Annotated in this window: 16 protein-coding genes and 1 pseudogene; 7 read left to right on the plus strand and 10 right to left on the minus strand. The window is 67.3% G+C overall.

Annotation, left to right across the window (positions count from 1 at the left end):
• Both B2K11_RS20515 and B2K11_RS17635 read left to right on the plus strand, forming a co-directional pair.
• Positions 1-188 (plus strand): annotated as a pseudogene (locus tag B2K11_RS20515) (hypothetical protein); the annotation flags it as partial.
• Positions 189-208: 20 nt separating this feature from the next.
• Positions 209-1,480 carry an ABC transporter substrate-binding protein gene (locus B2K11_RS17635; protein WP_239526222.1) on the plus strand — a complete coding sequence of 424 codons (1,272 nt, stop codon included), beginning with the start codon at positions 209-211 and terminating at the stop codon, positions 1,478-1,480.
• 190 nt (positions 1,481-1,670) lie between these two features.
• Here B2K11_RS17635 and B2K11_RS17640 read toward each other — a convergent pair whose 3' ends face one another.
• Complete coding sequence (locus B2K11_RS17640) at positions 1,671-2,330, minus strand: GntR family transcriptional regulator (RefSeq protein ID WP_163620274.1); 660 nt, start codon at positions 2,328-2,330, stop codon at positions 1,671-1,673.
• A gap of 270 nt (positions 2,331-2,600) precedes the next feature.
• Here B2K11_RS17640 and B2K11_RS17645 point away from each other — a divergent pair, with 270 nt between their 5' ends.
• On the plus strand, positions 2,601-4,097 hold the full coding sequence (locus B2K11_RS17645; protein WP_163620276.1) for an aldehyde dehydrogenase family protein: 1,497 nt from the start codon (positions 2,601-2,603) through the stop codon (positions 4,095-4,097).
• A gap of 243 nt (positions 4,098-4,340) precedes the next feature.
• On the opposite strand, the gene B2K11_RS17650 is transcribed toward B2K11_RS17645, so the two are convergent.
• Positions 4,341-6,815 carry a caspase family protein gene (locus B2K11_RS17650; protein ID WP_163620278.1) on the minus strand — a complete coding sequence of 825 codons (2,475 nt, stop codon included), beginning with the start codon at positions 6,813-6,815 and terminating at the stop codon, positions 4,341-4,343.
• Positions 6,816-6,848: 33 nt separating this feature from the next.
• Positions 6,849-7,697: a caspase family protein gene (locus tag B2K11_RS17655; protein WP_163620280.1), complete on the minus strand. Its 849-nt coding sequence runs from the start codon at positions 7,695-7,697 to the stop codon at positions 6,849-6,851.
• 484 nt (positions 7,698-8,181) lie between these two features.
• Here B2K11_RS17655 and B2K11_RS17660 point away from each other — a divergent pair, with 484 nt between their 5' ends.
• On the plus strand, positions 8,182-11,610 hold the full coding sequence (locus tag B2K11_RS17660) for a P-loop NTPase fold protein (RefSeq protein ID WP_163620282.1): 3,429 nt from the start codon (positions 8,182-8,184) through the stop codon (positions 11,608-11,610).
• Between the two features lie 830 nt (positions 11,611-12,440).
• Here B2K11_RS17660 and B2K11_RS17665 read toward each other — a convergent pair.
• A complete protein-coding gene (locus B2K11_RS17665; RefSeq protein WP_163620284.1) occupies positions 12,441-12,887 on the minus strand; it encodes a hypothetical protein in 447 nt (148 codons plus the stop codon).
• A gap of 767 nt (positions 12,888-13,654) precedes the next feature.
• On the opposite strand from B2K11_RS17665, the gene B2K11_RS17670 reads away from it, so the two are divergent.
• Complete coding sequence (locus tag B2K11_RS17670; protein WP_163620298.1) at positions 13,655-14,233, plus strand: DUF998 domain-containing protein; 579 nt, start codon at positions 13,655-13,657, stop codon at positions 14,231-14,233.
• A gap of 26 nt (positions 14,234-14,259) precedes the next feature.
• On the opposite strand, the gene B2K11_RS17675 is transcribed toward B2K11_RS17670, so the two are convergent.
• The 3 genes from B2K11_RS17675 to B2K11_RS17685 form a co-directional block, all read right to left on the minus strand.
• Positions 14,260-14,916: a redoxin domain-containing protein gene (locus B2K11_RS17675; protein ID WP_163620300.1), complete on the minus strand. Its 657-nt coding sequence runs from the start codon at positions 14,914-14,916 to the stop codon at positions 14,260-14,262.
• A 249-nt stretch (positions 14,917-15,165) separates the two neighbouring features.
• On the minus strand, positions 15,166-16,086 hold the full coding sequence (locus tag B2K11_RS17680; RefSeq protein ID WP_163620302.1) for a hypothetical protein: 921 nt from the start codon (positions 16,084-16,086) through the stop codon (positions 15,166-15,168).
• A gap of 44 nt (positions 16,087-16,130) precedes the next feature.
• The gene (locus B2K11_RS17685) at positions 16,131-16,379 is read right to left on the minus strand and encodes a hypothetical protein (protein WP_163620304.1); all 249 of its coding nucleotides are present in this window, start codon (positions 16,377-16,379) and stop codon (positions 16,131-16,133) included.
• A gap of 399 nt (positions 16,380-16,778) precedes the next feature.
• On the opposite strand from B2K11_RS17685, the gene B2K11_RS17690 reads away from it, so the two are divergent.
• Positions 16,779-17,243, plus strand: a complete 465-nt coding sequence (locus tag B2K11_RS17690; protein ID WP_239526224.1) for a hemerythrin domain-containing protein — start codon at positions 16,779-16,781, stop codon at positions 17,241-17,243.
• Between the two features lie 144 nt (positions 17,244-17,387).
• On the opposite strand, the gene B2K11_RS17695 is transcribed toward B2K11_RS17690, so the two are convergent.
• Positions 17,388-17,978: a TetR/AcrR family transcriptional regulator gene (locus B2K11_RS17695; protein WP_163620306.1), complete on the minus strand. Its 591-nt coding sequence runs from the start codon at positions 17,976-17,978 to the stop codon at positions 17,388-17,390.
• A gap of 108 nt (positions 17,979-18,086) precedes the next feature.
• Here B2K11_RS17695 and B2K11_RS17700 point away from each other — a divergent pair, with 108 nt between their 5' ends.
• Complete coding sequence (locus B2K11_RS17700) at positions 18,087-18,965, plus strand: SDR family NAD(P)-dependent oxidoreductase (protein ID WP_163620308.1); 879 nt, start codon at positions 18,087-18,089, stop codon at positions 18,963-18,965.
• 118 nt (positions 18,966-19,083) lie between these two features.
• Here B2K11_RS17700 and B2K11_RS17705 read toward each other — a convergent pair whose 3' ends face one another.
• Positions 19,084-19,689: a pyridoxamine 5'-phosphate oxidase family protein gene (locus B2K11_RS17705; RefSeq protein ID WP_345770791.1), complete on the minus strand. Its 606-nt coding sequence runs from the start codon at positions 19,687-19,689 to the stop codon at positions 19,084-19,086.
• Between the two features lie 183 nt (positions 19,690-19,872).
• Positions 19,873-20,763, minus strand: a complete 891-nt coding sequence (locus B2K11_RS17710; protein WP_204260177.1) for an MBL fold metallo-hydrolase — start codon at positions 20,761-20,763, stop codon at positions 19,873-19,875.
• Positions 20,764-21,183 lie beyond the last annotated feature (420 nt).

Raw genomic sequence — 21,183 nt, forward strand, 5'->3', positions numbered from 1 at the left:
GGCGACGCGGGCGCGACGCCGGCTCCGGTCGCCCGGGCGGACCCGTCGGCGGTGCCATGCAGGCGGATGCCGCGGCATCCGTCGCCGGAACCTCCACCGTCGGCGACGCACTGGGCGCCCCTTCGAAGCAATCACCACCACCACCTACGACGCAATCACCACCATCACCACCTACGACGCAGTCGTAACACACAGAGAGGCATGACCCATGAGCACGAATCGCAGAAGGATGCGCGTCGCCTCGGTCGTCGCGGGGATCGGCATCGTCGCCGTCCTCGCTGCCGGCTGCGCACGCGGCGGCGGATCGCCGAACGACACCGACGACGGCGGCGGCGCGGAGGCGAGTCCGGGGATCACCGACGACTCGATCACCCTCGGCATCACCACCCCGCTGTCGGGTCCGACCGCCGGCCCGGGAACCTGCACGGTCGCCGGCATCACCGCGTACTTCGGGGCGCGGAACGCCGAGGGCGGCGTGGAGTTCGGCGACGGCAACACGCGCACGGTCGAGATCGAGGCGCTGGACGACGAGTACGACCCGCAGAAGGCCAAGGCCAACTACGACCAGCTCAAGAGCAGCGTCTTCGCGATGACCGCAGGCCTCGGCACGCCCACCAACCGGGCGTGGCTCGACGCGGCGATCGCCGACGAGGTGCCGCAGGTGCTGATCATGACGGGCGACCCGATCTTCAGCAACCAGGAGGAGAGCCCCTGGCAGCTCGGGTTCGTGCCGATCTACCAGAACGAGGGCGAGGCGTTCGGCGAGCTGCTCGCCGGATCGGGCGAAGACCACACGGTCGCGATCCTGTCGCAGAACGACGACTACGGCGAGGGCTACGTCGAGGGCTTCAAGACGGCCATCGAGGGCGCCGACAACATCGAGATCGTCAAGGAGCTCACCTACGAGGCCACCGACGCCTCGGTCGACGCGCAGCTGACCGAGCTGGCCGGCTCGGGCGCCGACGTGTTCTTCAACGCCATGTCGATCACCCCGCTGGTGATCTCGTCGCTGCAGAAGTCGCAGGAGCTCGGCTGGCTGCCGTCGTGGTTCCTGCCGTCGAACACGTCGAGCCCGACCGCCATCCTCGAGCCGGGCGGCGCCGCGGCGTTCCCCGGCGTCTACACGGTGGCGTTCGCGCAGTCGGCGGCCGCGCCGACGTTCGCCGAGAGCGAGGAGGGCGCCGCCTTCCTCGAGCAGCTCGCGGAGTACGCGAACTACCCGGACGTCCCCGCGTTCCCGCACTGCGTCTGGTCGTACCAGATCGGGGCGACGCTCGAGGAGGTGTTCGGCGCCATGACCGAGCCGACGCGCGACAACTTCATGGAGGCGCTGCGCGACGTCTCAGGCTTCACGGCGCCGCTCATGCTCGAGGGCTCCACCGTCGACACGACCGAGGACGGACTGCCCGCCGTCTCGACGGTGCAGGTGCAGAAGTACAACGGCAAGGGCTACGCCCCCGCCGAGAGCTGGGACGAGTGACCTGAGGGGTGCGGAGGGGCGGCCGGAGCATCCGGTCGCCCCTTTGCCGTGCGCCGGTGCGTTTCGTCTCGCTTCGCTCGCTCAACGACCGGAAGCTCGACCCCGGTCGTCGAGCGAGCGAGACGAAACGCGCTCCACCCGGTCGTTGAGCGAGCGAGGAACGAGCGAGACGAAACGCGCCGAGCGCGGCTCACTCCATGCCGTGGAGCACCTCGACGATGCCGGAGAGGTGGGCGCGGGTCGCGGCCTCGGCGGCGTCGGGGTCTTTGGCGAGGATCGCGTCGATGATCGCGATGTGCTCGGGAGCCGAGGTCGTGGCGCGACCGGGGTGGAACGCGAGGCGGAACTGGTGGCGCGCCGACTGGGCACGCAGCCGCTCGAGCAGCTGCGTGGCGGTGCCGTGGCGGCTGAGGTCGCGGATGCGGCGGTCGAGCTCCTGGTTGAGGCGCGAGTACGCCACGAGGTCGCCCGAGCCGATCGCCGCCTCGATCTCGGCGCGCAGCGCCCGGAGCCCGTCGGCGTCGGCGGGAGTGAGATTCTCGGCGGCCTTGCGCGCGCAGAGCGTCTCGAGGCCGATGCGCACCTCGACGATCTCGATCGCCTCGTCGACGGTGATCGCGCGCACGCGCGCGCCGCGGTTCGGCAGGCGCTCGACGAGCCCCTCGCCGGCGAGGTTGAGAAGCGCGGTGCGCACCGAGGCGCGCGAGGCGCCATACCGTTCGCTCAGGTCGGCTTCGATGAGGCGCTGGTGCGGGGCGAACTGCGCCTCGAGGATCGCCTCGCGGATCACCTGCGTCAGATCGGGGCGATCCATCGCGTCGTCGTCACTGCGCACTGCGGCATCCGTCATCTCGCCCATCCCCTTCGGCGCCTTTGTCCGTGCTGACACTATCTCTCGACGATCGTCCCATCGGGAAGCATTTCATACGAAATCCGCGCGAAAATCGTCGACAATCTTGATTCACGCCCATGCGAGAGGCACGCTGGGAGCAGGTGTCGACGGCGCACCCGGTGCCGCCCCGCTGACAACCCGAACGACGTGCCCCGGCGAGAGCCGGAGCAAGGAAGCACGAGCCCCGGCGAGAGCCGGAGCAAGGAAGCACAGAGAGGTGGGCGTTCCATGGGCGAGACCGCGATGGGGACATCGGTTCGGACGGGGCTGTACATCGGCGGTGAGGAGCGGTTCACGGACGACGTGCTGACGATCCCCGACCCCGGCAGGCCCGGAGTGGTCGTCGGCGAGGCGGCTGCGGCATCCGTCTCGGATGTGAAGGATGCCGTCGCCGCGGCGAAGCAGGCCTTCCCGGCGTGGGCGGCGCTCACGCCGCAGGAGCGTGCCGCGAAGATGGCTGAGGCGATCGCGGGCATCGCAGACGACCGCGATGAGGACGCCGCGATCCTGTCGCAGGAGAACGGCAAGGTCCGGATGGAGGCGTGGATCGACGGGCTGGTGTTCGAGATCCGCTGGAACCTCGCCCTCGTGCTCGCCGACGAGGTGGATGCCTCCAAGACGCTGCCGCCGGTACCCGGCGCGATCCCGGTGTCGACCGAGGTGTCGTACCAGCCGCTGGGTGTCGTGACGGTGATCGTGCCGTTCAACTGGCCGATCGCGATCCTGGGTGCCTCTCTGCCGCACGCGCTGCTGGCGGGCAACACCGCGATCGTGAAGCCGCCGCCCTCGGCGCCGCTGGCGACCACGCGGGTCGTGCAGCGGGTCGCCGAGAAGCTGCCGCCGGGCGTGCTGAACGTCGTCACCGGACGCGACCAGGACATGGCCGACCTCATCCAGAACCCCGACGTCGCCAAGGTCTGCTTCACCGGCAGTGTGAACGGCGGCAAGCGGATCATGGAGATGGCGTCCAAGACGCTGACGCGCGTGACGCTCGAGCTGGGCGGCAACGACGCGGCGGTCTTCCTCGACGACGCGATCCTCGACGACGCGCACCTCGACCGGCTCTACGCCGCGATCTACGACACCACCGGCCAGATCTGCATGAACGCCAAGCGCGTCTACGTGCACCGTTCGCGTCTCGACGAGCTCGTCTCGGGGCTGAGCGCACGGCTCGAGCAGGCCAAGCTCGGCCACGGTCTCGACGAGGGGACCACGATGGGGCCGCTGCACCAGCCGGCGCAGAAGGCGTTCGTCGACGAGATCATCCAGGAGGCGAAGGATGCCGGAGCCGACGTCCGCGAGTTCGGCTCCCTGCCGGAAGGTGACCTGGCCGGCGGCAACTTCGTTCGCCCCGCGATCGTCGTCGACCCCGAGCTCGACCTGCGTGTGGTCACGCAGGAGCAGTTCGGTCCCGTCATCCCGGTAATCCCGTTCGACGACGAGACCGAGGCGGTGCGCCTCGCCAACGACACCTGGGGCGGGCTCTGCGGATCGGTATGGACCGGGTCGCCGGACGCCGCTCAGCGCGTGGGTTCGCAGCTCGAGTGCGGCTACGTCTGGGTCAACGACCACGGCGCCACGCGCCTGGACCTGCGTGCGCCGTTCGGCGGCATGAAGCAGTCGGGCTTCGGTCGCGAGCAGGGCATCGAGGGCGTCCGCGCCTTCCAGGACACCCGCTCCATCGCGACCATCGACCCGGAGGCGCTCGCGTCGATGGCCCACTGACCGGTGGGCGGGCTCAGGAACTGCCAGCGAGACTTCGACGATGTCTTCCCACTCGTCCAGGTGGGCTCATGCTCGGCACGTGCTCCGTCCTCCGCAGCCAACAGCATCACGTCTGTTCGGACGGCGCGATAAGAGGCACGGTGTGCGATTCTTCCGGTTCACGCCGTGAGCACCGACCAAGATGGTTCACCTCACTTTCGGATGAAGATCCTGCGCGGGCGCTCTCCATCCTCGCGGAGCGGGTCAAGCTTCCAGGCCAAGGTCCGCGGCGCTGATCACGGCACCCCCGGGCTCCAGTCCGCGGCGGGGGGTGAACGCCGCCCACATCGAACCGCGCACGTGCCGTTGGAAGACATGCCGGACGAGCGCGGCACGCGTCATGGGCAGTCGAATGTGACGCAGCCCCTCGAGGAGTCGCGTGAGGCCCTCGCCGAACGCCGGGATGCCGCAGTCGACCGCGTTGATGAAGGCTTGCTCCGCGAGTTCGCGCTCTCCCTTCACAGCTTCATGCTCCGCGCGAAGGATGTACGCGTCGCTCAAGGTGGGAGCAGCCGTGATGATCGCTGAGGCGAGGGCGCCGAGTTCTTCATGGAGCCCCAGGCGGAGCAGCACATATCCGGCGACGACTCCTGCGAAGGGATCCTCGGGCGCTGTTGCCGCCAACTCCTGTGCGAGGCGGTCTGCGACGTCGATGCGTCCGGCAAGCAGCATCCTCTGGAGGTACTCGAGACGCCATAAGTGGCTCACCTCTGACGATGCGCCGTCCGCGATGCTGGGATGGTACTGGTAGAGCCGGATGCGATCGATGTCGATCTGTGCAACAAGCGTGGCCAGCCGCTGTGGCAGCACCGGCACTGCGACGACCATCGGAGCGGCATCGGGGGCCGTGAAGGAGACCCAATGCGGCGCGGCATCCACGCGCAGTACCCTCCCAGCCACGCCGGCCGCCGAGGGTTGAAGCTCAAGCCCTGTCCCGATGACCGGCTCGCCGGCCCTCCAGATCGCCACCTTGACTTGCCGTACTGCGTCGAGGTCCGCGCGCCCATCGCGGCCGACACCGACGGCGAACACCGCGACGCCGGAGCCATTGCGGAGCTCAGCGCGCGCGGTCCCAGGGGCCATGGCCACCGGCTCGTCTCCGGCTAGGTACTTCGCCAGTCCGGCCGTCACGACCGTGGTGGGGCGCGCCCAAGCAATAGCGTCGTCCCCCATGGTGAGGTAGCCGTCGCGGACGCGTCCGCCCATCGCCGAGGCCAGTTCCTCCACTAACGAGTCCGGTGGTCGAGGCTGAAGCGACACCCGCTCCGACTCGCCGGCGGTCAGCCGGACGAACTCAGCGTCGCGCGTCGCGTCAGGGCCGATGTGCCGGACATAGTAAAATCCGGGCTCCACCTGCGCTGTTTCGCCTGCCCGCTTGACCGCGCGCACCCGACCGGCCTCGTCCACGATCTCGGCCACGGCGAGAGAGTCTTCTGACTCGATCAAGATCGTGGCGCCGGATTGCTGGTGATCGTCCCCAGCGGCCGTATCGAATCCGATCGGCTCGGTAACCGGGGTCCCCTCGGGCTGGGGGAACGACCGCGCCACGGGCTTCTTGCCTCGCGGTAGCAGTTCGACCGTCACGGGCTGGTCTTCGTAGAGCTCGATCGGGGCGGTGGCCGAGCCGGATAGACCCTTCGGGGTAGTGGTCGTTGCCTGTACAGCGTATGTCTTGGGCGGAAGCTGAAATGCTTGGACCTCGCCGGTCACCCCGAGCGCGGACGCAACCGTGGCGCCGAGCGCGTCCAGTACGCTGACCTGAGCTTTCTTGCGCTTCGCTTCGACCGCGAGCCGGACGGTCAGTGTCGCAAGGTCGAAGTGGCCGCTCGGGAACGACACCACCACCGGGTCGCGCTCGCGGCTGGCCACCCCGCGCGTGCCGGTGTCCTGAGGGATCTGTGCTTGGATGTCCGCCTCGGAGATGCCCGCCGGCATCCTCGCCCTCATTCCCCTGTTGATGAACGAGGCGAGGCGCTCCCAGCGCACTTCATAGCAATTGCGTTCCCACGACCAGGCCTTGGCATTCTTGACGCCCGTCAGGCCCTCCAGGAGGACGCCCGTGAACCTGCCGTCCGCCTCCCCCAACCAACCAACCTCTTGAGCGGTATGACCTGGCGCGGTCGCGTAGAGGATGAACTGCTGAGTCGGGGGCGCGCCCGGATCGCGCTTGCGCGGGACCGGCCAGCGTCCGATTTCAAGCTCCCTATTGGCCCACGGGACGTTGCGGCAGGCGTCGATGAACAGGAACTGGTCCGCGAAGGAGGTCGTTTCGAAATACTCGGCGATCGAGCGGACGGACAATGAATGGTCGGGGTGCACCTCGTCGAACCCGGGCAGGACGAGCGCGCTCTCGTCACGATTGGAGACCCGGGCGGTGATGCCGTGGCCCGCGAAGTAGAAGTAGAGCCGCTCCGGCTTCTGGTCTGCCGTGGCCACCACCACCTCGTTGATCGCGGACACGATATTGTCCTTGGTCGCCGGCCGCGCGCGCCTGGCTGGATCTTCAGCTGGATGTGGATCCTTCGATGCCGGGGAGAGCAGCAACCGCACATTGGATGCCGGGACGCCACCACGAACAGTCACCCAATCGCGAAAGTCGCACGCATCAGACACTGCGGCAGACAGCTCCATCTCGGGAGTGCCGTAGTCGTCCGCACCGACGACGATGGCCCAGCGCATGAGCCGAGCTATCCGCAGGACGTGGTCACGGCGTCACCCGATCGTGAAAGGCTTCTGCTGCTCGAACTCTGGATTATCAGCGCCCACCGGGTTGTAGTTCGGTTGCTGGTTCTGCGGCATACGGGCGCGGATGGCCTCACGGAACGCCGGGTACCCGCCCTCCCACGCGCCGTCGTTCCACACCGCCTTCAGGTTCTCGGTGAAGAGCCCGTTGGCAAGACCATCGAGCGACAACTGGTCGTCGCGGCAGCCGGAGATGAGCAGCACGGTGGCCTCCGGTCGGGCTTGCCCGGCGCTGGGCACCTGCTTCTGGATGTCGTCGTACAGTTCGGCGTGCGCACGGTAAGTTGCGGCAAGTACGTCTTGCGGCATCGCTCTGTACCGCGGTGACTCGGCGGCCGCCTGCTGCCTCGTCCTGACCACGTTAGGCACTCGGGCGTCGTCACCGATTCTCCTATTTGCAGTACCGCTGTGGCAGCTGTCGGAGAGCACGAAGATGCGCACTCGCGGCGCGAACTTGCCCCAGAGCGCGTAGAGCTCGTCGTCAACGAGCTGCCGGTCGTACGCGACCCAGGTCTCGTCCAGGCGATCCTCTTCACCTTCACCGTTGCGGTCGGGGACTTGCCCCCCGTGGCCGGAGTAAGACAAGAAGAAGGAATCCCCCGGAGCCAGCTCATCCGCGGCTCGGCTGATCGCCGTCTTCATGGCGTCAGCGGTCGCGTCCTGCGTCAGCAGCAGGTGTGCGTCGAAGCCGCAGCTTTCGGCGATCGCCTGCATGTCGTGGGCGTCGAATTCGCACGCGTTGAGCGCGCCGTCCCACCCGTCGTAGTGAGCAGGATCGACGCGATTGAGCCCAATGTGCAACGACAAACCGCTGGCCATTGTGTCCCCCCAAGAACAACAAAACCCCGTTGTCAAGGTAGGCCTGCTGGCTGCTGCGGTCAAGAGTAGGTCCGTCGCGTGGACGGGCTGGGGTGTTCCGCACTGAAGGAGCGATGCGATACCTGCCACGACGATCGTGTGATTCCTCGGTCCTAGGTAGCGGCGTTTGGTATCAACGCATGTGGGCCGCAGCTTTCGCGGCTCACGCCCGACGGGGTTTCACAAATGGACGCTTGCGGCGACGAGCGCCGCTGTCCGTGGGCGGTGCCTCCAAGACGCTCACGCGGGTGCGGTGTCCGGGCGCCAGGTGTCCACGCCGTCGTTGCCGCGCCAGGAGATACAGGCCGTCTCGCGCGACTGCTCGGTCGGGAGAACTTCCCGCCCGGCTGAACCCGCGTGGCCCGTTGCCGGCGACTATTGACGGCCCCCGCCAACCGCGCCAAGCTGACACCGATCGGGTTGGAGGCGACATGGGCGTGACTCCATGACCGCGTCACCGCCCGGCTCGTCGGACGCGCCCGCGTGGGACGGTCTCGCCGCCCCGGAGCTCGTGGGGCTTCCGGTCGGCCCGAGCGACTGGCCTTTCCTCGGCGTGGTCCTGGCCGACGGTGACCGGGCATGCGGATTCGCGGTGCTCAATAACCCCACCACGGCCATCACAGAAGGACCTGTCGACGGTTCGAGCATCCGTATCGGCGGCCGGGTCCACGGATTGCGGATGCTCTCGGAGGAGGACGGCCTGTGCCGCTGGGCGGTCGGGCCGCCTGCCGATCTGACGCCCGACCAGCGACCGCCGCTCCGCACCATCGACGGGGCCTCCGCTTGCGTCGTCCTGCAGGTGGACGACCTCTTCCCCTCGGTCGTCGTGAGTAGCGGCACCGTCACGGCGGACGCCGACTCAGGGCGACGCCGCGTCTCGGGGTTCGCGTACTCCGAGAACCGGACGGCGAGGGGATCGCCCGTGATCACGGATCGCGGCATCGTCGGGCTGGCGGGCTCGACGGGCACCAATGCGAGCGTGGACCTCGCGGACGCACCGCACGCTCGCCTGGAAGAGCTCTGGCGCGTGATGCCGGAGAGCGCGGCGGTTCCGCTCCCGTTCAGTCCGGGTGCGGGAGCGATCCTCGACGAGGCGGTGGCGCTCCACTCGTGGCGCACGAACCCGACGCCGGCCGCGGCGAGTCTCGTCCTCTGCGGGGCCGCCGTCGAGGCAGCGCGGCGAGACGACGGGACGGTGCTCTCGACGTTCGTCAGCCGCTTCGGCCCAGCGCCCGAGCTCGTGGCGCGACTCGGTTTGCAGGTGCGCGATCGCACACTGCGATCCGAGTACGCCGCGGGGTCGTTCGGCGCGCCGCTCATCGCGCTCGTGACCCGGGCCGCCGCGCTCGCGATCGAACTGGGCAGTCCCGGAATCCACGCCCGCCATGTGCTCGCGGCGGCCGCGGCCGACGACGCCTCACTTACCCCGACCCTCCTCACCGCGCTCGGCACCACTGCAGCCGATCTGCGTCGCTCACTGCGCGACGTCATCGACGACACGTCCCCGGAGGACGACTCCGCCGTGTGGGACACGTTCCTCACCTCCACCGTCTCGCCGATCGATCTCGAGGGCGGAACCAGCGCCGACTTCGTGGACCCGGCCCGCCCAATCCCGCTCGAACGGGACACGCTGGGCATGGCCGTCTACGTCCGGATGATCGCCAGTCTGCTGGCGGGCCGGCAGACGCCCCAGCCCCTCTCCGTCGGACTCTTCGGAGCATGGGGATCGGGCAAGAGCTTCTTCATGGGCATGCTCCGGCACGAGATCGCCCGGCTGTCGAAAGAGAGTCCCGCCACCCATTGCGGCCAGATCGCACAGGTCAGCTTCAACGCCTGGCACTATTCCGACACCGATCTGTGGGCGAGTCTCGGAGATGAGATCTTCCGGCAGCTCCTGCGGCCGGAACTCGTCGGTCGCACCGACGAGCGCCGGGAACTGGAGCAGCAGCGGCAGAGACTCGCCGAGGAGCTCGAGACCCAGCGGGCGGCACGCGCCGAGCTGCTGGTGGCGAGAGAACGGGCGATCAAGGAGACCGCCGAGGCGCGCAGGCGATTGGCGGCGGCGCGACGACGGAGCGCCGAACAGCGGGTCGGTCTGCTGCGGGCAGCCAAGGGGTCCCCGGCACTGCGCGGCCACCTCGACGATGCGTTCCGCCGTCTCGGCGTGGGCGATGAGATCGAGCAGGCCGGGGCCCTTGCCGACGCGCTCGGGGAGTCAGGTGGCGAGATCGAGCGGCTCGCGGCGATGACGCGCGACCGGCGCACCCGCTGGTTCGTGGTGGCGGCGCTGCTGGTGCTGGCCGCCGCAGCGATTGTGGCCTTCTTCGCGCCGCAGATCGCAGCGGCTCTCGGTGTCGCCGGGATCTCCTCACTGCTGGCGACCGCCGTCGCCGTGGCCGGATGGGCGCGGTCCGGCCTCCAGAAGCTTCGAATCGTGGCGGAGGAACTCCAGGCGGCGGACGCCCAGGAACGGGAGGCTGCCTCGCTTCCCGACCTCGAGGCCTATCGGGAGGCGAAGGCTCGCGAACGGGGGACCGAGGCGCAGCTTGCCACAGTGACCAGGCGCACGGAGCAGATCGAGCATGATCTCGAAGAGCTACGGCCGGACGCTCAGCTGTTCCGGTTCCTGATCGAACGAGCGGAGAGCCCGGACTACCAGGGCCGGCTGGGACTGATCTCGATCGTTCGCCGCGATCTCGACCAGCTTTCTCTGCTGATGAAGGAGTGGCACGACCATCCGGTCGAGGGGCGGACGCCGATCGATCGCATCGTCCTCTACATCGACGACCTCGACCGGTGCGAGCCCGAGCAGGTCGTGGAAGTCCTGCAGGCCGTCCATCTGCTGCTGGCGCTGGACCTGTTCACCGTGGTCGTCGGGGTCGATCCGCGGTGGATGGTGCGCTCGCTGCGCGCTCGCTACCCCGCGACACTCGGCAGTGGCGGCACGGACGGTCCGTCGGACGGGGGCGTGACGCCCGAGGACTACCTGGAGAAGATCTTCAACATCCCCTTCGTGCTCCCCCGCATGGACGCGCGGGCCTTCGGTCAGTTCGTTTCGGCCGTCGTCGACTCGCCGCCACCGGGGGACCCGATCGTGGCGGTCGAGCCCGAGCCCGAGCCCGAGTCCGAGCCGGAACCGGAACCGCAACCAGCGGAGGCCGCGGAGGGCGTGACGACTCGTCCGGAGGACGTGTCACGCACCACCGATGTGTCGATGGTGCCGGACGAGGCGGCCGGCAGCCCGGCAGGAAGCAGACTCCAGCCGGCCGCCATCGAGATCGAACCGCAGTCCGCGCTCGCATCCGACGCGACGGCGACGACCCGGGTCGTCGAGCCGTTGAAGCTGAGTGACGAGGAGAGGGCGCTGCTCACGGCGGTCGGAGCACTTCTTGAGACACCCCGCGAGGGCACGCGGGTGCTCAACCTCTATCGGATGCTGCGCGCCACCCGCGATCTGAGCCGCAGCCGGGAGTTCCTCGGCAACGACACGCGCCCAGGCGAGTACCAGGCCGTCATCGTGCTGCTGGCGATGCTCACGGCGCATCCGCACCTGATGGGAGCGCTGCTCGACCATCCGCCCGGCACGGATCGCGATGATCCAGAGCCTCCTCGCGGAGGCATCCTCCACTGGCCCGAGACCAGCACGTGGAAAGATGTCGTCGACGGCATCGCCGTTGCACCGGGCGCAGCCGCGAACAGGATCTCCGTCATCCGACCGGAGGCAGCGGCCGAGTGGAACCGACTCAGCGCGGGGCTTCGTCCGACGCTCGCGTTCGTCACGCTGCCCGACCTGCAGGCAGTTCAGGAGTGGGCGCCGAAGGTGGCGCGATTCTCTTTCCTGCTGCTGCCGGTCGCCGGACAGCACGAGCGCTGAGACGCGAGGCTGGGTGCCTTCCACGCGTTCGGCTCCCGGCTCACCATCCCGTCGAGATCGATGCTGGTCGCGCCGGACGTGTGGGTGCGTGTGGGCTCGGCGCCGATCCCCCTACGCACGCACCCCACCATCTCGGGTTCCGCCACGCCGCTTCCGCGACGGTTTCGTGCAGGGGCCCGTCTGGCCGACCGAACACCTCGTCGGTTGGGGCCACAGAACTTCAACTGCTCGTCGCCGAATCGCACCGTGCGGGTGCCCACCGCGGCGAGAGATGCGGGAAGAGATCGCCGCCTGCGCCGGCGTCCGGAGCGCCGCAAGGAGGCGGTCGACATCTAGGAGCGAATCCTGACGGCGGTCACGTCGTCGAGCAGAGCGCAGCACAAGAATCAGCAACCGAGCTTTCCACGACCTGGTATCCAGAGTGCGAGATACTCGCGGCGTCGTAACGTCGACGAAGACGGTCGAGGCCCCCGGACACTGCCCGCGGCAAAGCGGCAGCGCGACGAAAGGTCGCCCGCGCGTCGAGCGTGAAGCGAGTTGATGAAGCGAGTTGATCGCCACCGGTTCGTTTCAAGCCGGCTCCCTGCACACTCGGCGTTCAGTCTTTGCCACACGCCCGAGGAATCGCACTCAATCCCGCGCAGCCGCCTTCCCGACTTGGGGAAAAGTGACGACGGCGCTTTCGCGTAGCCGCCTCACCATCAGTACAAGCGCGCGAGCGGTGCCCCAATCGATCGATGCGCGGAAAGGCATCAGTTGCGATCGTTGCCATAGGACTCGCAACCGGGGAGTCAGTGCCTCCTCACATCATCGCAACGCACGTACGCCACTCAGACTTGGTTGGTCCTGGCGTCCAGCGCCTTCCGGTAGTTGGTCTCATCAACCCAGGCGACCGCTGTCGCCAGCTGACTCATGCGCTCGCGGAAGCTGGCAAGGTCAGCGCCTCGCTGATAGCGAATCGCGGCATCGATGAGGAGCATCACCTCGCTTCTGATCTTGCGACCGTATCGAGGTTCGAGGTTGTCGAGGGCGTTGTACAGCTGCAGCCGAACTCTCGTGGAACTCTCGAGGAGAGTTGCAAGCAGGAGTGCCCTGATTGCTGCGTCGGAGGCGAATGGCCGCTTGCTGCGACTGAGCCGGATGGCCTCGAATGCGACAGCTTCCTTCTCGCCCAGCAGTAACCTGACGCGATCGTTTCTCCACGAGTGGAACCACTGAGCCGCGGACAGCAACACTGCGACCACTGCGATCAGGATCGCCCAGTACTCGTCGGCCACCTCGCTACCCCCTCGCCACTAACCCGGATCCTCGGAACAGCGATCGTCTGGTCGCAGTAAATGAGGCTGCAGGCGAGTGTGAAATACGAGCGGCAATCTCGAAACCCGACACAGCCGTCGCCGCGTTTGTGGCACCCACCGTCCACGGCCTTGCCGTCTGCACGAAGTTCCAACACCGCCAGGACTGCCGAGTTCGCCTGACGACTCTCAGATCATTCGGCGATACCGCGCCGCCGGGGGTCCGCCGTCGCCTCTCATCGTTCCGCCTGCCAGCGGCTCAGCGTTCTGCCACGGATGGACGGCAACCTGCTCTTATCCGGCGGCGCCATCGCAGGCGTCGTCGATCAGGAGGCTTCGCACGTGGGAGACCCTCCGCGAGTTGACCAGCGCCGCGTGGACCGCGTCGCGAACGGACCACCGGGCCTTCGAGGCCATGGTGGAGGCATACGGCGCTGACTACGCCGAAGTCAGAGCGTGGACTGCGATACATGCTGCCGAATGATGGCTCTGGTTCGCGAAGGCGGGCCCATCGGAGAACCACAAGCAACTCACCGCCGAGCTGGAGAATTGGCGCTCAGCTAGCTCGAGGATGCACCAATCTGCTACTCGATGCGCTATCGGGTGTGCCCACCCACGATGACGCGGAGGTCCATGCGGCGGAGCGGGCGGGGGGCGAGCCACCGCCGCGATAGAGTGCCGCGCAGGAGGATGCCCGTGGTCACTGCAGGTATGGCTGTCCGATATTGAGTGTCGCTGCCATCGCCGCCGTGACGGCGCTTGTCGCCGGCGGGATCACGGTGGGGCTGATCGCGATGCTTCACGTCCTCGAGCCCGAGTATGACCCGTCCTGGCGGATGATCAGCGAGTACTCCGTCGGACGATACGGGTGGGTCATGCGCCTCGCCTTCGTCACGATGGCCATCAGCCCTGCCGCGACGTGCGTCGCCTTGTGGCCGTTCGGCGGCGCGTGGACCATCGGCCTTGCCGCTGTCGCACTGGGCGCGCTCGGTGCCGCGTTCATCGACGCCGATCCGATCATGACTCCGCGTGCTCTGGCCACACCCGTGGGCAGGGCGCACACGGTACTGGGCATTGTGCTCCTCGCCGGCTTTCCCCCTGCCGCGCTGATCGCGGGGGTTGGGGTGACGCCCGCGCTGGGATGGATGCTGGCGATCGCCTCGGTTGTTCCGTGGGCGGGCCTGGTGTGGTTCCTCATCGCCGCTGCTCCCGCCCACGGGCAGGGCGGCTCGCCTGAGATCCGAATCGGTTGGCCGGACAGGTTCTGCCTCCTCGCATACCTGGCATGGGTCGTGCTCGCCGCTATCGGCGTGCTGTCCGTCGTGTGATGCAAAAGGCTGCGTAAGCGTCAGGCTCAAGCCGGATCTGCCACCCGAGCGGCGGTGGTGAGCACCCGCGGGTCGGGGAAGTCTTCGCAGTACTGATACGAGTAGCCGAACCTGATCACCCCACTCTGCGCGACGATGAACTCGGCGGCGGCACGCCACGGGTCATCGACCATCGGTCGGCCCTCCGCACGTCGAGACTCGGCCAGGCTCTGCCCGAGTTCGCGGGGGTGTGCGAGGTACTCGACCGGGGCATCGAACAGAAGCTGCTCGGGCTGCCAATGGCCGACCCCGTATGCACGGTAGACATCGGCGGTGGGGTCGACGAGCACCCGCACCGTGATGCCGTGCTCGTGGGCGTATTGAGCGGCCTGCGTGGGTTGCCCCTGGCCCACGATGACGACAGCGAGGCCCGCCGCACGGTAATCGCCGAGCTCGGCTTCGAGGCGTCGCGCGCGCTCCATCCCGCACCGGCATCCGAAATGCCGCCAGAAGATCACCAGCGCGGGGCCGGCCGCCCAGCTCTCCGCAAGCTGGCTCTTGGTGCCGGTCGCATCGGCCAGCTCGGCGTCAGGGGCAGGGTCGCCGCGCCCCAGCAGTCGGCTCGGCGGCTCGGTCGGACCGGCCGCGAACCCTGAGAGCCAGCACTCCTCTGCGTGACGGATGAGATCGTCGCCGGCCGGCATGCGAGTCCTCTCCACAGTTCGAATTGAGCCACACGCTACCCCCGCTGGATGTCCCGAACCACCGGTCGCGTCCCCGAGGATGGGCGCCAGAGCCGGCAAGATCGCCCACACCGGGGTCGTCGATGCTCGTCCAAGCGACCGAGGCGATCCGAACCGGAACCGTAATCCGGGTGTCTGGCGACGCTGCCCGCTGAAGGATCTTGGGCCGGCGCCCACGGGCCGGGAGCATCGCTGCGATCAGGTTGTGTCTCACGATCCTGTTGGAATCAGCACCGTGATGAAGGAAGTCAGAAACGGGGAAAGCACTCCGAGTATGGCGATGGGTCGTCGGACATACGATCGATCGATCCCGATGCGCACCACCAGTCGCTCCCGCGCGGCAGCGCTTGCTTCATCTGGGACTCCGGAGGCGGTGTCCGGTGTCGCTCGGCTGACGAGTTCGAAGCCGGCCTCACGCCAAGCGACGAGCACCGGGATGAGGATGGCGGCGAGGATCACCATGAAGAAGACGCCGTAGCCGAGGACCTCCCACTGTGAGAAGGATTTCGGTGAGACGCCGGCTTCGATCGCGACATTCCTCATGAAGGCGGTGTTGATGACCAACGTCGACAACAGCAGCCCAAGCGCGAGACTGGATCGTTCGATCGCCTTCCAGACGGCGTCGAGTTCCCGGATCGCGGGGCGGAAGCTGCCTGTGCCGTTCGCCTTCACTCCGATCCGCAGTGATTGCACTCTTTCATCCGTGATCCAGAGAAGGAGCAGCCACGGAGCCGCCGCCAGCCAACCGCAGACCATGAGGATACGCACGATCAGGGTCACGCCCGGGTTGAACGATCTACCGCCCAGGGCCGAGGTGAGCAGGGTGAGGAAGACGGTCGCAGCTAGGCCGAGCACCACAAGGAGGACGATCGCGATGAGGAGCCAGCGCACCCCAGGCTTCCAGGGAGCCTCAAGCGCGCGCAATTGGCCTAGCCCGCCGATGAACACGAACACCCACGCGACGAGCCCCACCGTCGCCGAAGTCGCCCACACCGCGAACGAGCGACTCGTCGACTCAGGATCACTGAGGATCGCTTCCAGCTGCAGCATCGCGAAGAAGATGAATCCGGCGACGACAACCGTGATCGTCGCCCGAACAACAGGCACCAGGTTCAGTGGAGAGCGTTCCATCGTTCCCTCCGAACGGCCACGAGACGTGTTCGCCGGTACCGGCGCTACGAAGTCGAGACGCGACGCGCTCCGGCGATCAGCGTGCCCTGCAGCCTCCGGACGACGCCCAGATGCTCGATCAGCGTCTCGGTGATGCCGAAGGCGAAGACGTACTCGGCGGAGGTCGTCCAGCCCGGACGACGGATGTCCTCCAGCACGGCCTCGAGCAGACCGGAGTCCACGCTCTTCAAATCCTCGATGGCGACTTTGATCCGCTCTTCGAGCGCATCGATGTCGTGTCCCAACTCGTCCATGACAGTCCCCTTTTCCTGTGGGCTAGCAGTCGCCTGCCTCACTGGAAGAGGGCGCTGTCCGGCCACTGATACGGCGGGAGGAACCCGAGCCGCTGTTGAATCGCACGCGGGAACAGCCGGGATGAGCGCGCTCGCGCCCCTAGATCCGACCGCGCGACGGTCCGTTGCCAGCCAGCTTGGAGATGCCCGTCGGCCTGATCCGCCACGAGACGTCCCCATTCGTTTCCTTGCACGAATGCGGTCCCTGATCGTGCCTGTGCTCGCACGGGGATCCGAACAGGACGAGGGGTAGAAGTCTCAGTCGAGTGGCCAATTAGGCTGGGAGCGCGCTGGGTGGACCCATGGTCAGCTCGGCGCGCGTAGAAGGCGGTCGCATTGAAAGCTCGTACCGACATCGTCGTGAGCGACATCCCGAGGCTCGTCGCATGGCGACGGCAGCTTCTCCAAGCCCACGAACGACTTCGTCTCGCACTCAGCACCGCGCAGCTGGCCGCCCGCGATGGTGCGGACGTCGCAGACGCCTCGCGAGACCTCCTGCTCTACTGCCACGGCTTCTGCCTCGCTCTCGACGGCCATCACCGAGGAGAAGACGCGCTGCTGTTCCCCGCCCTCGTCGAGCAGTACCCCGCAGCAACACGCGTGGTCAGCATGCTCCGGCAAGACCACGAAAGGATCGCCTCCCTTCTGACCGGATTCGACAGCGCAGCGCGGTCCGGCGAATCGCCCGCGAGCCTCGCACTTCACTTGGAGGGTCTCGCGGCGATCATGGAGTCACACTTCCGGTTCGAGGAACGAGAGTTGGAACCGCTACTCGACCAGCTCGAGCTTGATGCCGACCCAGCCGTCGTCTTTGGTCCACTATGACCGCGTGACCCCGCGGACCCGCTGGAGCATCACCAACCGTGGCGCCCGCAGCGAGAAGGTTGTCAACGCTCTCCCTGCCACGCTCGCTTAGGGCTTCCTCATAGGGAGGTTCTGTGTGGACTCACCCGGACTGGCGCATTTCGCCTAGGGCCGCATGCCTCGGAGGGCGGTGCGGAGGAGTGCGTCGACATACTCGTCGCTCAGGGGGCCGCTCCGCTGTAGCCAGCGATTGAGGATCGGCCCCCAGATGATGTCGATCGCCACGTCGAGATCGAGGTCGTCCGCGAGCTGCCCCGCCTCTTGCGCCTCGCGCAGACGCTGTCGTTTGGCTTCGCGCAGCGGGGCGTCGAGCTGTCGATGGTAGGCCTCGGCGAGACTCTCATCCTGGGCAAGCTCCGTGGCGAGGGCTCGCATCGGCTCGGAGAGCCGCGGATCATTCAACTCCACGACCGTCGCCCGCAGGACCAGGGTGAGATCAGCCTGGAGATCGCCCGTATCGGGGAGCTGTGGCGTGTCACTGCCGTCTCGCGCGCTGAGGAGGAGGAACGCGTCGAACAGGACGGCCGCCTTCGACGCCCACCACCGGTAGATGGTCTGCTTCCCGACGCCGGCGCGCGATGCGATGCCTTCGATCGTGATGCGGGGATACGGCACTTCCTGCAGCAGATCGAGAGTCGCGTCGAGAACGGCTCGGCGTGCATTCTCGTTACGTCGCGCGGGGTCGGGGCTCGGCATGTCAGCAGTCTATGGCAAGACGAGACGTTGCGTATTGCCAAGACGGAGAACCCGTGTTAGGTTCATACTCTAGCGAGACGAACCGTCTCGTCTCAGCAAGGAGTGATCATGAATCAGTCTTCCCCGACACCGCTCACGTGGTTCATCACCGGCGCGAGTCGAGGCATCGGCCATGCTCTCGCGGCGGCGGCCCTCGACCGTGGCGATCGCGTCGTCGCGACCGCACGAACCGCAAGCGCAGCGACGTTTGCCACACATCACCGTGACCGCGTCCACGCGTTGGATCTGGACGTGACCGACAAAGGGGCAGTCGACCTCGCCGTCGCGGCTGCCGTCGAGCGCTTCGGCGGGCTCGATGTCGTGGTCAACAACGCAGGCAACTTGTCCATGGGCATGGTGGAGGAATTCACCGAGCAGCAGGCGCGAGCACAGTTCGAAGTGAATTTCTTCGGCGCGCTGTGGGTCAGCCAGGCGGTGATGCCGCACCTGCGCGCGCAGGGCTCGGGCCACATCCTCCAGATCTCGAGCGTCGCGGCCCTCTGCGGCTTCCCGAGCACGGGGCTCTACAGCGCGAGCAAGTTCGCCCTCGAGGGGATGAGCGAAGCTCTGGCAGCGGAGGCGGCCGCCTTCGGCGTGAAGGTCACGATTGTGCAGCCTGGCGGCTATTGGACCGATCTGTATTCGAACATCACCGCGACCTGTCCGTCCGAGCCGTACGCGCCGTTGCGGGCCGAACTCGAGCGGCAGTGGGCGGAGGGATCGGTCGACAGCGCGCCTCGTCTGGCTGCGGATGCGATGCTCACCCTGGTGGATAGCGACGCACCACCGCTCCGGTTGCTGCTCGGAAGCATGGTCTATGACCTCGCACAGCAGATAGCTGAGCAGCGCATCGCAACGTGGGCTGCCTGGGAGAACGTCAGCCGGGCTGCCGAACACGCCGTTTCACACTCCGAGGCCGACGGCGCCACACGTGCCGCAACCAGCTGAACCAGACCGTAGCAGGCCGACGGACGAGAAACGCCACCGCTCAGCGAACATCACCCGCAACTGTCGGGAGTGCGCTGACGGACCCGCTGTGGACAGTTGGCTTCTTTGTCGACAACTCTCAGGAAGAGTGTTCTGACGAGTCGCCGCCTGGAGCGATATCCATCAACCATCCGTCGCCGTTGAGGTGGTAGACGATGCGCGTGTGTCGGCGATCGGTTGATCCTTGCCAGAACTCGACCCGCGTGGGCTGGAGGCGCCACAGGGTCCAGTCCTCGGAGGGGACACCCGCCCGCGCCGCTGCGCTGCGCGAAAGAAGGTCTGCCTCGCTCTCTGCTCGCGTCGCACGGACGACACGCCCGCGCACCCGCACGGCACGCACCATCGGCTGCCACCAGAACGTGAGAGCCGCCACCGGGTTCGCGGCAAGCTGTGCACCGCTCCGGCTCGATCCCCGGCCGGCGAAGGCCCACCCGCGGGCGTCGACGTCTTTGAGGATCAGTGTCCTCGCGTCTGGCATCCCATCGGCGCCGATCGTCGACAGTGTCATGGCGAGCGGCTCGGGTACGTCCGCGAGGACCGCGTCATCAAGCCAGTCGACGAACTGTGCAGCAGGATCCGCGCGTAACGCTGCGGTGTCCAGACCTGGCGCCGACCCGGTCAGGCTCGGGATGGCTCGCAACCTGGCCCGGAAGTCATTCGTCACTCGAGGATCATTCCATGACACGAGTCTGCCATTGGCATCCCGGCGAACTGAGGAGTAGAGGACCAAGCCCGCAACGCGACCCGGCCAATCTCCACGGGGCAGAGGAACAGAATCTTCCGGCCCGCGGAGGGAGGGATCCCTCAGCGGGCCGAAACTGACTGGGAGGCAGCTCTGGTTTGAATGAGCGCGGCGGCTCGCTGAATGCTAGGAGCGCGCACCGACTCCGATCTGCATCAGGTCTTCGCCGATGATCAGATCGCCGCTGAAGCCCTGCTTCGCGGCCCGAAGGCGCTTCACGTCGGCATTGCTCGGCGCAATGTGCGACAGAACGAGCGTCTTCACTCCCGCTGGCTCAGCAACGTCTCGACCCACCTGCTCGATGGTGGTGTGCGACACGAGCAGGTGTGCTTTGAGCGCCTGTCCTGCAGGACCTCCGACCACTGCGGCGAGTTGATCTGCGAATGCAGGGTCGATGACCTCGTGGACTAAGTAGTCCGCTCCCTGCGCAAGCTCGATCAGATTGGCGCTCGGTGCGGTGTCGCCCGAGACCACCACCGACCCGTCGGGCGTGTCGAACCGGAAAGCGAATGCAGGCGCGGTGGGCCGATGATCAACGATGGTTGCGGTGATGCGTACTTCACCGTCCTGCCAGATCGCGAATGGTGAAACCCTGGGCGGGATCCCGGCTTCATCCACAGCCCACATGCCGGAGATGTCGATGTCGGTCATGCTGAAGTACGGCCACGGCCCAGGGGCGCCGCTGTCGCGGATGCGGTCGTTGAAGTCTGCTGCGAACGCCTGGTCGAGGTATCCGGTCATTCCCGAGATCCCGGGCGATGGTCGTTCCGGGTTGACGACCGCCGGCGTGGGACGGTTCGGTGGAAACACCCGCGGCAGCGTTTCGCGATCGCCAGGTCCGAAGACGCGGATCGGGTCACTCGTGGCCCCCACGCGGTTGGTCATTCCAGTTGAGTACGTCGCCGGCCACTCTGCCACGTGATCGGAGTGCATGTGGGTGAAGAGGATGCTGCGTACGTTCGTCAATGAGCGACCGCCGAAGCCTTCTCCGGCGAGACCGGCCTTGGTCAATTGCATGTGGGCACCGTGCCCAAGGTCTACCAGGTAGACGGCTCCGTCATACACGACCGCGGTAGAGATACCCGCCCTGCCCTCACTGAGCAGCGTCGGCCCACCTCCGGTCCCCAGAAGCACCAGCTTCGTCCGGAAGCGTGACGTGCTCGTCTGCCCCCCGCCAGTCGCAGCGGCGGCCGGCGTGGCGGCTACCAGAGACAAGCCGCCGACGACCGCCGACGCTCCCATGGTCTGCAGAAATCGGCGCCGTGACGTCTCAGGCAGGCGAGCTATAGCGTGATCAATCACATCGCACATACGGGGATCCTTTGCAGTGAGGGGCGGTCGGTCATGAAGCGCCCGCAAATTGTGGCCCGGCCGATCGTGTCAACGGCGGGCATGGTGCGTACCATCGCGCGTGCACGACGGCTGAGTCGATCACGA

The organism is Microbacterium sp. B35-30 (assembly GCF_010634855.1).
Lineage (GTDB): Bacteria > Actinomycetota > Actinomycetes > Actinomycetales > Microbacteriaceae > Microbacterium.